Origin of the sequence: Curtobacterium sp. MCPF17_046 (genome assembly GCF_003224295.1) — a bacterium.
Taxonomy (GTDB): domain Bacteria; phylum Actinomycetota; class Actinomycetes; order Actinomycetales; family Microbacteriaceae; genus Curtobacterium.
Map to the genome: position 1 here is coordinate 24202 of NZ_QKLB01000006.1, position 13280 is coordinate 37481.

The 13280-nt window shown below is 72.1% G+C and carries 11 protein-coding genes; 5 read left to right on the forward strand and 6 right to left on the reverse strand.

What is annotated here, in order from left to right:
- Positions 1–18 precede the first annotated feature (18 nt).
- Positions 19–2217, reverse strand: a complete 2199-nt coding sequence (locus DEJ32_RS07245; RefSeq protein WP_110900784.1) for an MMPL family transporter — start codon at positions 2215–2217, stop codon at positions 19–21.
- A gap of 222 nt (positions 2218–2439) precedes the next feature.
- On the opposite strand from DEJ32_RS07245, the gene ribB reads away from it, so the two are divergent.
- Genes ribB through DEJ32_RS07265 form a run of 4 tightly spaced genes read left to right on the forward strand, consistent with a single transcriptional unit; the run spans position 2440 to position 5318 of the window.
- Positions 2440–3096 carry a 3,4-dihydroxy-2-butanone-4-phosphate synthase gene (gene ribB, locus DEJ32_RS07250; protein ID WP_110900785.1) on the forward strand — a complete coding sequence of 219 codons (657 nt, stop codon included), beginning with the start codon at positions 2440–2442 and terminating at the stop codon, positions 3094–3096.
- Position 3097: 1 nt separating this feature from the next.
- Positions 3098–4351 (forward strand): lysophospholipid acyltransferase family protein, encoded by a 1254-nt coding sequence (locus tag DEJ32_RS07255; protein WP_110900786.1) that lies wholly within the window; start codon positions 3098–3100, stop codon positions 4349–4351.
- Entirely contained in the window at positions 4348–4911 is a 564-nt protein-coding gene (locus tag DEJ32_RS07260; RefSeq protein ID WP_146234098.1) for a hypothetical protein, read from the forward strand. The genes DEJ32_RS07255 and DEJ32_RS07260 overlap by 4 nt, the downstream gene beginning before the upstream one ends.
- Positions 4911–5318: an SRPBCC domain-containing protein gene (locus DEJ32_RS07265; RefSeq protein ID WP_146234099.1), complete on the forward strand. Its 408-nt coding sequence runs from the start codon at positions 4911–4913 to the stop codon at positions 5316–5318. The genes DEJ32_RS07260 and DEJ32_RS07265 overlap by 1 nt, the downstream gene beginning before the upstream one ends.
- 172 nt (positions 5319–5490) lie before the next feature.
- On the opposite strand, the gene DEJ32_RS07270 is transcribed toward DEJ32_RS07265, so the two are convergent.
- From DEJ32_RS07270 to DEJ32_RS07290, 5 genes are all read right to left on the reverse strand, one after another.
- Positions 5491–6327 carry an alpha/beta fold hydrolase gene (locus tag DEJ32_RS07270; protein WP_110900789.1) on the reverse strand — a complete coding sequence of 279 codons (837 nt, stop codon included), beginning with the start codon at positions 6325–6327 and terminating at the stop codon, positions 5491–5493.
- Positions 6328–6381: 54 nt separating this feature from the next.
- Entirely contained in the window at positions 6382–7101 is a 720-nt protein-coding gene (locus DEJ32_RS07275) for an alpha/beta fold hydrolase (RefSeq protein ID WP_110900790.1), read from the reverse strand.
- Positions 7102–7197: 96 nt separating this feature from the next.
- Positions 7198–9906 (reverse strand): LuxR family transcriptional regulator, encoded by a 2709-nt coding sequence (locus DEJ32_RS07280; RefSeq protein ID WP_110900791.1) that lies wholly within the window; start codon positions 9904–9906, stop codon positions 7198–7200.
- A gap of 66 nt (positions 9907–9972) precedes the next feature.
- Positions 9973–11823 (reverse strand): FtsX-like permease family protein, encoded by a 1851-nt coding sequence (locus DEJ32_RS07285; protein WP_110900792.1) that lies wholly within the window; start codon positions 11821–11823, stop codon positions 9973–9975.
- Between the two features lie 3 nt (positions 11824–11826).
- A complete protein-coding gene (locus tag DEJ32_RS07290; protein WP_258368923.1) occupies positions 11827–12579 on the reverse strand; it encodes an ABC transporter ATP-binding protein in 753 nt (250 codons plus the stop codon).
- Positions 12580–12792: 213 nt separating this feature from the next.
- Between DEJ32_RS07290 and DEJ32_RS07295 the strand changes: the two genes are divergently transcribed.
- Entirely contained in the window at positions 12793–13242 is a 450-nt protein-coding gene (locus tag DEJ32_RS07295) for an NUDIX hydrolase (protein WP_110900794.1), read from the forward strand.
- Positions 13243–13280: the final 38 nt, after the last annotated feature.

Consider the following 13280-nt stretch of genomic DNA (forward strand, 5'->3'; position numbering starts at 1 on the left):
CTGGGCACGGGCGGCTGATCAGGTACCGACGAGCGCCCCGGACTCCGCCGGCGTCTCGGACGACGGCTCGCCCACCGTCGTGTCCGGCGCGGGTCGTGCTCGGCCGAAGGCCCGCGGACCGATGGCGCGCAGCACGCTCGGCATCACGACCATGCGGATGACGACCGCGTCCAGCGCGACGGCGATCGCGAGTCCGATCCCGATCTCGCGGACGATGCTGATCTGCGCCGTCATGAAGGAGAGGAACACGGCGACCATGATCAGCGCCGCACTGTTGATCATGCTGCGGGTCCGGTCCGCGCCCCCGAGGACGGCCTGCTCGTACGGGATGCCGGCCCGGTACATCTCCTGCATGCGGGACATGATGATGACCATGTAGTCCATGCTCAGGCCGAACATCACCGCGAACAGCAGGATCGGGGTCACGGAGTTGAGCGGGGCGTCCGAGACGGCGTGCTGCACCAGGGTCAGGGATCCGACGCTCGCGCCGACGACGAGGAGGTTGAAGAGGAGCGCGAGAGCCGGCAGGACGACCGAGCGCCAGGCGAACGCGAGCATGGCGAACGTCAGGAGCAGGACGACCGCTGCGACGAACGGGATGCTGCGGACGATGGTGGTGTCGAAGTCCACGCCCTGAGCGGTCGCGCCGGTGACCGCCACGCGCGTGCCGTCGGTCAGTTCGGCAGGGAGGTCTGTGCGGACCTCCTCGACCAGGTCGTGAGCGCTGACGGAGTCCGGACCCTGGGCCGTGGTGACCAACACCCGCGCGGTGATCACGTCGTCCCGTGCGTCCCACAGCTTCCGGAGGTCAGCGGGTGTGTCCGCCTGGTCGAGCAGGGTGGTGAGCTGTCCCGCGGGGAGTCCGAGGGAGGTGACAGAGGTGACGTCATCGGCACCGGGCCGCTGTGCGAGCCAGGTGCTGGCACGCTCGACCTGTCCCAGCGCCGCCGCGGTCCCGACATCGGCCGGGAGGGTGAGGACGACATCGACGGGGAACAGTCCTTCCTGACCGATCCGCTCGTCGAGGGTCTCCAGTCCCTGTCGGGCCGGGTCGGAAGCGGGCAGGACGGTGGCGCTCGCCACGGGGGACTGCAGGGAGAGACCAGCGATCGGGACGGCGCACGCGGCGAGTGCCATGATCCCGACCGTGCCGACGAGTGCCGGGCGCCGGATGCGCGACCGCACCGTGCGGACGGCTCGAGGCGCCGCAGGGCGCAGGAACGGGACGGCGAAGCGGTCGATCCTCGGTCCGATCAGGGTGAGCGCGGCAGGCAGGACGAGCATCGTGATGACGAGCGCGACCACCGCGACGACGATGCCACCGAGAGCGATGCTCGTCAGCGCCATCACCCGGGGGATGAGCAACGCTGCGAGGGCCAGGACCACTGCGACGCCGCTGAAGAGGACCGAATGCCCGGCGGTGGACATGGCCGCTCGCACGGCGACCGGGGTGGCCTTGCCCGTCGCGAGTTCTTCCCGGAACCGTTTGATGATGAACAGGGAGTAGTCGACGGCGACGGCCAGACCGATCATGGACACGATGTTCGTGTAGAGGTTCGACACCTCCGTCACGCGGGTCAGCAGGAAGCCGATGCCCAGGGCCAGGGCGAGTGACGAACCCGCGACGAGCAGCGGGAGGACGGTCGCGACGACCGATCGGAAGACGAACAGCAGGACGACGATCAGGAGCGGGAACACGATCAGTTCGGCTCGTGTGGCGTCGGCCTTCGAGTGTGCGTTGAGCTGGAAGTCGAGCGCTGGTTGGCCGGTGACGTACACGTCATCCACCAGCCGGGCGTCCTCCAGTCGTTCCTGCAGACCGGGCACGAGGTTCTGGGCGGCGGTCGCACTCCCGTCGAAACCAGCGATCACCGCCGCCGCGCGATCGTCCTCCGAGGCGAGGTCGGGGTCGTCCTCCGGGGTGGTGACGGAATCGACACCCTCCTGGCGGAGGATGCTGACCACCCGGGAGATCGTCCCGTCCGTCACCGTCGTGGCCCCGTCGAGCACGACGACCAGCTGGTTCGGTGACTGGGCGAAGCGCTCCTCGACCACCTCCTGCGTCACGAGTGCCTGTGCTCGAGGGTTCGTGAAGCCTCCCCCTGACAGGGCGGCATCGAGGTGCAGTGCGAGCGCCCCTCCCGCCACGAACAAGGCCAACCACACGGCGATGACTACGCGAGGGAAGCGGATCGGTACGTCGAGCAGACGTCGCATGGGGTCCTCCAAATCGTGACGTTACACGCATGCTACAGCACGGATGCTGTGTCATGTGTACGGCAGGTAACAACCTCGAATTTCGCGAGCCCACGTCTTGACCCGCTACCTCCCTGGCCGTACTTTCGGTGCTGTCGCAGTAGATGCGACAGCATGTAGTGCTATCGCATGCAATTGGGGGGCTGATCGCTCGATCGGTCCACGAGGACGGGGAACGGGACCATGACTCTGAACATCGACAGGACCAGTGCCATCAGCGAGCAGCAACTCCTCTCGCCCGCTGCGGACGCCATCGCCGCCATCGGACGAGGTGAGATCGTCGTGGTGGTCGACGACGAGGACCGTGAGAACGAGGGCGACCTGATCATCGCCGCCGATCACGTCACCCCGGCGGCGATCAACTTCATGATCACCCACGGACGGGGCTTGGTTTGCCTGGCGTTGACCGAGGAGCGCGCGCAGCAACTCGCGCTGCCGCCGATGATCCCGCGCAACGAGGACCACATGGGCACAGCGTTCACGGTGAGCATCGACGCGACTTTGGCCCACGGGGTGACCACGGGGATCTCTGCAGCGGAACGAGCGAAGACGATCGGGATAGCGATGTCGGGAGGAGCCGGCGATCTCCAACGCCCCGGTCACGTCTTCCCCCTCATCGCGCGAGCCGGAGGGGTGCTGTCCCGCGTCGGCCACACCGAGGCATCGGTGGACCTCGCGCGAGCAGCCGGGTGCCGCCCGGCCGGAGTGATCGTGGAGATCATCGGACCGGACGGGGAGATGCTGCGGCGCGACGGCCTGCGACTGTTCGCCGATCACCACGGCCTCGTGATGACCAGCATCGAACTCCTCCGTCAGCACCTCGCGTCCGCGGTGGCGTGACATGCGCGGAGAGAACACGGTCCGGTCGGTCTCACACGCCTTCGTCGCCGGGCGCGTCCGCCGCCACCTGCGATCCGTCGATGGACTCGAGCACCTCCCGACCACCGGACCCTTCGTCCTGGCCCCGAACCACCGCAGTTACTTCGACCACTTCGTGATGGAGATCCTCGTCCGCGCCGTGACCGGACGTCCCGTCTGGTTCCTCACCAAGCGGGAGAGCTTTGACCGGACGCTGCCCCGCCTGTGGACGCGGGCCTGGTACGGCATCCCGGTGGACCGCGACGCTCCCGCACCGGACACCCTCCGGACCGTCAAGCGCGTGCTGACCGGCGGTGACGTCCTCTGCGTCTACCCGGAAGGCACGCGGAACACCGATCGCGCGCTCCTGCCGTTCAAGAGCGGGGCGTTCCGCTTCGCGCTCGCCGCGGACGTACCGGTCATCCCGGTCGGCATCACCGGGACGGACGAGGTCCTGCCGAAGGGGCGCAGATGGTTCCGGTCGAGTGGCCGGGTGCACCTGGTCTTCGGCACGCCCCTGGTCGTGGACCGGTCGGCCGGGAAACAGCGGGCTGCCGACGAGATGGCCGCTGAGGCACGCCGTTCGATCGAGGACCTGGTGCAACGCGCCGAGGCGAGCAGGGACCTCGGCGCGCCGCACACGGCACACGAGGCCGCTGCTCGGCTCCTCGACGGGCGGATCACGGGTGCGCTGGACGAGCACGGGCAGCTCAGCCGCAGTGCACACCGGCGGATGCGGCTCCTCACGAGTCTGCTTGCGCCGCTCGAGACGCGGCCGCACCACATCAGCGTGCAACGGGCTCGGTTGCTCGGACTCCGGCTGCTCGCGCTCCCCGCGGTACTGCGCCCGCTGCCCGCCCGGTCGGTCCGCCGCACGGCCGAGGCCGTTCTGCACCACGACCCGTCGCACCGGGATGCGAACTACCTGCTCGGCCGGTGGCACTTGAGCATGCCCAGTGCCGTCGGGGGAAGTCCCCTCGTGGCAGTGGACGCGTTCCTCGCCAGCACTGCCGCATCGTCTCCTGGGGACACCAGGGCGCTTGCCGGCCTCGCAGAGGCGTACGCCGCTCTCGGACGTACCGACGACCTCGTTCGCACCCTCCGCACCCTCTGCGACATCGGCGCTGAACCGGGGACTCGGGACGCCGCGCGAGTCGAACGAGCGCGCGCACGGCTGTCGACACTGGAGGCGGAGGGCAGTGTGGAGTCCTCGGCGCTCGTCGGAGGTCGACGATGAGGGCGACCGTCAACGCAGAGAGTCTGGTGCTCATCGAGGACGTCGCCGTGGTGTTCGACGACGTCTCCCGGATCCGGTGGCGACGGACCACCACCGGTTGGATCCTCCGTGACCCCTGGCCCGACATCGAGGAACGCCGAGCCCTGCAGACGCATCTCGACAACGGGGGGACTTCGCTCGTCATCACCACCGATGAGCCGATCCGGGTGGAAGCACTGGCGAACGAGCTCCCCAATTCCCCGCCCGACGGCCAGAACACCGCCGACCCGGTCGAGGTCTGCGTCGACCACTACGACTGGCTCCCGTACGAGACCCGACGTCGCGGGGAGGCGTTCGCTGCAGAGCAGAAGGAACGGTGGACGGCACACCCCTCCCTCCTGCGACCACCGGTCACCTTCGACAGCGCTGATCCCTCGGCCGATCTCCGCCTCCCGGGACACGTGATGTTCGCGCTGATCGCCCCGGGCACCACGAAGAGCCGCGTCGAGCGTGACCTGGCCCAGTGCCTGTCGTACCTCCGCTCGCGCCCGACACCCGATCGACGGGCCTTGCTGTCGTGATGCACACAGCGGAACGACGCATCGCGGTCTCGCCGGCCGTGGTCGTCCGGGTCCTCTCCGATGCGCGGTCACTCGCTGCCTGGAACCCAGCGCTCGGGCCCATCCGTCCGGCAGACGCCCGTGTCGTCGTCGGGAGGCCGTACCGGACGGTCATCCGCGGGTTCCTCCCCGCGGTCGTGACCTTCACACGCGTCGACGAGACCGCCGTCGAGTACCGGCTCGAGGGAGCCGGCGCGCAGGAGACCGGGCGGTGGCTGATCGACCGAACAGCGGACGGGGCGTCCGTGGTCACGCACGCGTTCGAACACGCTGGAGCCCTGCTGGTCGTGTTCCGGCGTGCGTTCGTCCTCGTCGCGGACTGGCGTCTCGAGCGACTCGACCACGAAGCACGAGCGCTGGTCGCGTGACCGCGTGGCCGGGCCTCGCAACTCCGGGGTCCGGCCTGCCGGCGCAGCAGCACTGAACGCGTCGGGGTCGTCGTCCTGGCGGTACGCGACGGGAGGCGCGGTGCGGGCGAGCCGGTCGGCCCTCCTGCACCGCGCCTCCAGTCTGGTCCGCTGCGGACGCAGCGTCGCGGAGTCAGCCGCGGATGAACGCGAGGATGTCGGGGTCGATGACGTCCGCGTGGGTCGTCAGCATCCCGTGCGGGTAGCCCTCGTAGATCTTCAGCGTTGCGTCGCTGAGCAGTTCGGCCTGCTTCAGGGCGGCGTCCTGGTACGGCACGACCTGGTCGTCGTCGCCCTGCAGGACGAGGACGGGCACGGTGATGGCGCGGAGGTCCTCGGTCTGGTCCGTCTCCGAGAACGTTTTGATGCCCTCGTAGTGGGCGACGGCACTGCCCGTCATGCCCTGGCGCCACCAGTTGGCGATGACCGGCTCCGACGGCGTCACGCCGTCGCGGTTGAACCCGTAGAACGGGCCGGAGGCGACCGCCTGGAAGAACTCGGCGCGGTTCGCGGCGAGGGCCTGCCGAAACCCGTCGAAGACCGAGATGTCGGTGCCCTCGGGGTTCGCGTCGGTCTTCACCATCAGCGGCGGCACGGCGGAGACGAGGACCGCCTTCGCGACCCGCCCCTGCGGCTGGCCGTACTGCGCGACGTAGCGGGCGACCTGACCGCCACCGGTCGAGTGACCGATGTGGATCGCGTCGTGCAGGTCGAGGTGCTCGACGACGGCGGACACGTCGCTGGCGTAGTGGTCCATGTCGTGGCCGGTGCCGATCTGCGACGAGCGCCCGTGCCCTCGGCGGTCGCTCGCGATCACGCGGAAGCCCTCGGCGAGGAAGTACAGCATCTGCGCGTCCCAGTCGTCCGAGGACAGCGGCCAGCCGTGGTGGAACACGATCGGCTGGGCGTCGGGGTTGCCCCAGTCCTTGTAGTAGATCTCTGCACCGTCGTCGGTGGTCACGAATGCCATGGTCGTCCTCCTGTTGTGGGGTGGGGTGGGGTCGGGGTGGTCTTGGTGGGGTCGTCAGTCGAGGTCGGCGACGGCGTCCGTGATGAACGCGGCGACCTCGGCGGGGTGGGTCTGCATCAGCAGGTGCGGGCCGTCGATCTCGATGACCTTCCGGAAGCCGGCGCGCTGGTACCCGAAGCGCTCGACGTCGGGGTTGATGGTGTGGTCGGCGCCGGCGACGATGCCCCAGGACGGCTTGGTCTTCCACGCGGCCGCGGAGGCGGGCTCGCCGAACGCGACGGCGGACAACGGACGCTGCGAGACCGCGAGGACCCTCGCCTCGTCCAGGTCGAGGCCCCCGGCGAACACGGCGGGGAACGCGTCGATCACCACGGACACGTCGGTGCCGGGTTCCGCCCCCTCGACCGGGTAGGGCGCGTAGACGAGGTTCGCGGCGAGGGCACTGTCGGGGAAGCCGCCCTGGAGGGTGCCGAGGCTCTCACCCTCCTCGAGCGCGTACGCGGCGACGAACACGAGCCCGACGACGTTCTCGGCGACGCCGGCGACGGTGAGGACCGCGCCGCCGTAGGAGTGCCCGACGAGCAGGACCGGACCGTCGATCTGCTCGACGAACGACCTGATGGAGGCCGCGTCCCCGGACAGGCTCCGGTTGGGCACCGGCGGCACGCGGACCTGGTGGCCCTGGTCGAGGAGGAGCTTCGTGACGGGCGCCCAGCTGGCGGCGTCGGCGAAGGCCCCGTGGACGAGGACGATGGTGGGTGACGATGCCGGCATGACGCGAACCTATCCGCGGGGACGGCCGGCGCACATCGGTCACGATGACTGAGATCGTGACCGACCGACTCAGTCGTCGACGGAGGTGCGCGCGGCTCACTCGGTCCCGAGGACGTCCGACAGCTGCCGCCGGTCGGAGATCCCCAGCTTCTGGAACGCGGCATAGAGGTGTGCTCCGACGGTCCGGGGCGAGACGAAGAGGTGCTCACCGATCGCCCGGTTGCTCAGTCCCTGCCCCGCGAGCGTGCACACCCGGAGCTCCTGCGGGGTGAGCAGCTCGTCGCGTCGTCCGGGTACCGCCAGGCGTTCCCCGGTGGCGCGGAGGGCGTCGCGCGTGCGTTCTTCCCACGCGGGCGCGGGCATCTCCCCGAACAGGGCGAGGGCCGCGTGGAGGGCGGCACGGGCGTCCTCGCTCCGCCCCGCGGCGTGGAGACGCCGTCCGAGACGGAGGAGCGTCCGGGCCTTCGCGTACGGGATCGACCAGCGCGCGTCGCGGACCGCGGCCCAGGTGGTCGCGAGCTCGTCGTCGGGGACGAGTGCGGTCCTGACGTGGTCCAGGGCGGTCCGGACCAGCGGCGCGTGCCACCGTGCGTGGAGCTGCTCGAGGTCCGCGAGCCGCTGCTCGGCGTCCTCCCGTCTCCCGGCGTCCAGCGCGGCGTCGACGAAGTCGGGCGACGTGATCACCGCGAAGTCGGGGTGGTACGCGTCGTGTCCGGGGTCGGCGATGCACCGGAGGCGCTTGAGGGCCTTCGCGGGTCGGCCGGTCACCAGGTACGCCGCACCCTGACTCCCCAGGACGGTGGCACGCATCGCACTCGACCGGAGCACCTGCGCGCCGACCTCCGTCCCCCCGGAGATGACGTCGACGTCCGGCTGTCGGCCGTCGAGGGCGTCGAACCACGCGAGCGCGCACCGTGCCGCGGCGGAGAACCCGGCGTCGCCGAGGTCACGGCCCAGCGACACCGCCTGTTCGGCGAGGAGACGGGCCTTCGCGACGTCCCCGGCCAGGTACGTCGTCATCGACGTCCCCATGAGCGCCTGCGGGAACGTCCGCAGTTCGCCGCGCGCCCGCATGCTCGCGAGGGCCCGGTCGAGGAGCACACGAGCGGTGTCGATCTCCCCGACCAGGTTGAGCGCGTACCCGAGGAGCCACGCCGACTCCTCGTCCTCGGCGGACGGGGCCGCCGCGAGGGCGAGTTCCAGGACCCGGTCGCCCCGGACCACCGGCTCCGTCCGCGCGGCGAGGAGGATCGACCGCGGGTCGTCCTCCGGCAGCGCGAGCGCCTCGACGACGGCGAGCATCGGGTCGCCGGGGCTCGGCTCCAGGGTGTGGTCCCACGCGATCGCGGCGAGGTGGAGGAGCGCAGCGGTGGCGTGCTCCACACCGCCGGCAACCTGCATCTCCGAGACGGCGTGGAGTGCCGGGCCGAGGTCGCCCCTGGCCAGCCCCGTCCGACCGGTGGGCAGCGTCTCGGCGACCCATGCCGCCCGTGCGGCCAGCAGCCGGTCCGGGGCCTCCGAGCTGGCCCGGTGCGCCAGGAGCGACGCCTCCGACGTCCGCCCGGACAGACCCGCCAGCTCCGCCGCGACGATCAGCCGTTCCACGCGCACGGCCGGGTCCGAGGTGAGCTCCGCGGCCCGCTCGACCGCCCGGCCGGCGACGAACGGGTCCGACATCGCCGTCCGGGCGTCGGCGAAGGCGACGATCTCGTCCGCCAGGGGGTCGTCGTGACCGGTCGCGAGTTCGGCGCGCCACCAGATCGTCCGCGTCGGCTCGTCCTCGTGTTCGTGCACCAGGGCCGTGAGCACCGCGGCTCGTTCCGTTGGCGATGCCGCTGCCAGGACGGCGGACTGCACGAGGGGGTGCCGGAACCGGATGGCCCGCGGAGCGACCCATTCGAGGAGTCCGGACGCCGACGCCCGGTCCGTCCACGTCGGGGCCGGGACCCGCCCGAGTGCCCGACCGGCGGCCTGGGCGGCTTCCTCTGCGGTCGCACCGCTGGAGAGTGCCACGGCGAGGAGGGCGAGCCTGGTGGGCTGGTCCAGTTCCGCGTACCGATCGCCGAACTCCTGTTCCACCCGGCCGACGACGGGCCGCTGGCGCGGGCGGCCCCCCGGCCCGTGCAGACCGAGTTCGCGGAGCGCGAGTGGGTTCCCCGCGGCGCGGGCCACGAGCTCGCGCCGAGCCTGACCCGTGGGCGCACCGGGGACCGCGTCGAGCAGCTCCGCGGCGGCCGCGTCGTCGAGGGGCGCGAGGTGCAGGCGTCGCAGCGCGGGCTCGTCCAGGGCGTCCGTGTTCCGCGTCGACATCACCACGACGATCGGGTCCTGCACGATGCGGCGGGCGACCATCCGCAGTGCCCATGCGGACGGGGTGTCGACCCAGTGCAGGTCCTCCACCACGATCAGCAGCGGCTTCGCGGTGGCGGCGTCTGAGAGCAGGGTCAGCGCCGCGAGCCCGGCGAGGAGCGGTGACGGCTGCACGCCTGGTTCGACCCCGAACGCGACGTCCAACGCCCGCCGCTGCGGTGCCGGCAGGTTCGGGATGCCCGCACGCAGCGGGTACAGGAGCATGTGGAGGGCGGCGTACGGTTCCGCCGACTCGTCGAGCGTGCCGGTCGTCGTGAGGACCCGCACGCCACGGCTGTCCGCGTACTCGACCACGTCGGCGACGAGCGACGACTTGCCGATCCCCGCCTCGCCGTCGACCACGAACGCCGAACCTCCGCTGTCCACGTCCCGGATCGCGGTGCGGAGGGCCGCGATCTCCCGCTCGCGCCCGATGACGGGCTGCGCCATCGTCATGCCGTCAGTATGCCAGCGGCGCTGCCCCGGTCACGTCCGGGGCAGCGCCGCACTCCCGCTGACCCGTCACCGCCCCCGCGCGATCCGCCCCGCCACCGGCAGCACCCCCACGACCGCCACGACGACCGCCGCGAGCGAGAACCCGGCCCAGGACGCGAGGTCGAACCCGGCTGCCGGAGCACCGGCGAGCCCGAACCCGACGCCGACCAGCGCCGGCAGGACGGCGAGGGTCCCGATCACCACGGCTGCGACCGCGGTGTAGGCCGTCTCGACTCCGGCCATCCGCAGCAGCTGGACGCGGGTGGCGCCCGTCCGCTGCAGCAGCCCGAACTCGCCGCGGCGACCCCGGGTGGTGGTGAGCAACGTGTTGCCCGCGGCGGCAGCCACGAAGGCGAGGAGGGTGACGACGAGGACCAGGGACAGCCGCCGGTCGCCGTCCCCTGACCGGAGGGCGGTCGTGACGTACCCGTCGACCGAGGTGACGCCGACGCCGGTGGCGAGCAGGGCCTCCCGGACGGCGGCACGGTCACCGGCGGCCGTGTCGACGAGCAGCGTGCCGGCCGGGCCGCTCGTCCGGTCGCGCACGAGGACGTCACCGAACGCCAGGCCGCGGTCGTAGACCGCGACGACCCGCGCCGGGGCCGCCGGTCCGTCACCCGTCCGCATCCGGATGGTGTCCCCGAGGCCGGTCGGGGTGAGGGCGATGACGTCGGTGCTCACCGCGACGGTGCCCGGCTCGTCGAGCGCGTCGAGGGAACCGGCGCGGACGGCGGGGTCGACGCGACCGTCGTCGCCCGACAGTGCGCGGATCAGGGTCGGTTCCCACTCGAGGTCGCCGAGGGCGGGGAGGTCCTCGTCGGCCTGCTCGATCTGGACCGAGCCGGCGGTGTCCCGCATCGTCGTCGTCGCGCGGACGCCCGGCATCGCCGCGATCCGGTCCGCCTCGGCAGCGGTCACGCCGTCCGCTCCGGTCACGACGAGGTCGGCCTGGAGGCCCGCCCGCAGTTGGTCCCCCGTCGCACGCTGGACGGCGGCGTCCGTCCCGGTCTGCACCGTCCCGAGCGCGACGAGCAGCGCGAGCGGCACCACCGCGGCGCTGAGCCGGCGGGAGGCCCCGCGGGCGTTGAGGAGCGCGAGCGTGGCCGCCGGTCCGGAGGCCCCGCGGAGGGCGCGCCGCGCACCCCACTGCACGAGGAGCGGCCCGGCGAGGGCCGCCGCGACCACGAGCACGATCGCGGAGGTGGCGCCGGTCGCACTGCCGACCAGGCCGGGGGTGAAGAAGGGCGTGGTCGCGGTCGCGAGGCCGATGAGCGCGGTGACCCCGGCTGCGATCCGTCGACCGCGCGAGAGCGTGGGGACGTCGGTCGTGCTCGCACGGACGGCGTCGGTCGGGCTCGGGTGGGTCGCTGCGCGCGCGGCCATCGCCGCGGCCAGCAGTCCGGTGGGCACGAGGACGACCAGCGTGCCGACCAGCGGGACGACCGTCGGCGCGAGGGTGAAGCCCGCGGGGACGAGGTCGCTCGACGCCAGCAGCGGCGTGACGAGCGGTGCGACGAACGTGCCGACGACGGCACCGAGCGGGGCGACGAGTGCGAGCAGGACCAGGACCTCGGTGCGGACCGTGCCGCGGATCTGCCCGGCGGTCGCACCGATCGCCCGGAGCAGGGCGAACTCGCGGCGCCGTTCGCGAAGGACCCCCGTGAAGACGCTCGCCACCATGAACACCGTGATGAGCAGCAGCGTCCCGGCGAAGGAGCCCGCGACGGTGGAGAGGAACGGGGCGTCCGGGTGCCGGATGCCGGCCTCGAGCCAGGCGCCCGTGACCGCGAGGAGCACGGCAGCCAGGGCGACGACCACACCGGCGCCGACGACGGCCGCGCGGTTGACGACGAGCAGGGAGCGGAGAGCGGCGCGCACGGCTCAGCGCCCCAGGCCGAGGACGCGGGCGGTGACCGACTCGAGCGTGGGGGAGTGGAGCTCGTCGCGCACCCGACCGTCGGCGAGGAACACGACCCGGTCGGCGAAGGCCGCGGCCCGGGGGTCGTGGGTGACGAGCACGAGGGTCTGCCCGAGTGACCGCACCGCGTGCTGCAGGAGCTGCAGGATCCGTTCCGCGGTCGCGGTGTCGAGCGCACCGGTGGGCTCGTCGGCGAACACGACGTCCGGCCCGGCGACGAGGGCCCGCGCGATGGCGACGCGCTGCGCCTGGCCGCCGGACAGCTCCCCGGGCAGGCGGCCGGCCATGCCCCCCAGGCCGACGGCGTCGAGCAGCTCCGCGATCCGGTGCTCGTCGGCGCGGGTGCCGGCGAGTGTCAGGGGCAGCCGCACGTTCTCGCCGACGGTCAGGTGCGGCACGAGGTTGTAGCCCTGGAACACGAAGCCGACGTGGTCGCGGCGGAACCGCGTCACGGCGTCGGGGCGCAACGCGCCGAGGTCGACGCCTCCGATGACCACCCGGCCACTCGAGGGGGTGTCGAGACCGGCGGCACAGTTGAGGAACGTGGACTTGCCGGACCCGGACGCACCCATCACGGCCGTGAAGCTGCCGGAGGCGATGTCGAGCGAGACGCCGTCGAGCGCGGTCACGGTCGACGGGCCGTTCGGGTGCGTCTTGGTGACCCGGTCGAGGTGCACGGCGGTGCCGGTGCGGGCGGGTGAGAGGACTGTGGACACGAGGACTCCTGACGAGGACGGTGCGGGACGGCGTGCGTCGTCCACGCTAGGAACGCGAGCGCTCGCGGCCGAGGGCCGAAGGGTGGGACCCGGGGAGGTTGCATCCTCCGATGCAGGCGGCGGCGGTCGTGCGGCCGGACCAGCCACGATCCGCTGGACGGGAGGCACGGCGCGGCTCGCCGGCATCGGCCCGCCTGCTGCGATGGTCGGGTCATGGAGTACACGGACTACGACACCCGGCTGGCGTCCTACGCCGTGGTCACCGACGGCGACCGGGTGCTGCTCGCACGGCTGAGCTGGCCGGACGCGGGGCTCTGGACGCTGCCCGGCGGCGGGGTCGAGCTGGACGAGACGGTCGAGGAGGGTGCCGTCCGTGAGGTCCGCGAGGAGACCGGGTACGACGTCGTGGTCGAGGGGCTGCTCGGGATCCGGTCGCACGTCGTGCCGCCGGAGCGTCGGAAGCACCAGAACGGTCGACCGATGAAGGCCGTGCAGGTGGTGCACCGGGCTCGGGTGGTCGGGGGAGCGCTGCGCCACGAAGCGGTGGGGACGACGGACATGGCGCGGTGGGTGCCACTCGACGAGCTCGGGGCGCACCGGCACGGGCTGCTCGTGGTGCAGGCGCTCCGGTGGGCCCGGGTCGGCGGGGGCACCACGGTCTGACCGCGCAGGGCCGCCGGCACCGAGCGGTCCGGTGCGCT

Coding starts and splice junctions, on each gene's coding strand:
- DEJ32_RS07245 (WP_110900784.1), bottom strand. CDS start 2,217: ATGCGACGTCTGCTCGACGTACCGATCCGCTTCCCTCGCGTAGTCATC.
- ribB (WP_110900785.1), top strand. CDS start 2,440: ATGACTCTGAACATCGACAGGACCAGTGCCATCAGCGAGCAGCAACTC.
- DEJ32_RS07255 (WP_110900786.1), top strand. CDS start 3,098: ATGCGCGGAGAGAACACGGTCCGGTCGGTCTCACACGCCTTCGTCGCC.
- DEJ32_RS07260 (WP_146234098.1), top strand. CDS start 4,348: ATGAGGGCGACCGTCAACGCAGAGAGTCTGGTGCTCATCGAGGACGTC.
- DEJ32_RS07265 (WP_146234099.1), top strand. CDS start 4,911: ATGCACACAGCGGAACGACGCATCGCGGTCTCGCCGGCCGTGGTCGTC.
- DEJ32_RS07270 (WP_110900789.1), bottom strand. CDS start 6,327: ATGGCATTCGTGACCACCGACGACGGTGCAGAGATCTACTACAAGGAC.
- DEJ32_RS07275 (WP_110900790.1), bottom strand. CDS start 7,101: ATGCCGGCATCGTCACCCACCATCGTCCTCGTCCACGGGGCCTTCGCC.
- DEJ32_RS07280 (WP_110900791.1), bottom strand. CDS start 9,906: ATGACGATGGCGCAGCCCGTCATCGGGCGCGAGCGGGAGATCGCGGCC.
- DEJ32_RS07295 (WP_110900794.1), top strand. CDS start 12,793: ATGGAGTACACGGACTACGACACCCGGCTGGCGTCCTACGCCGTGGTC.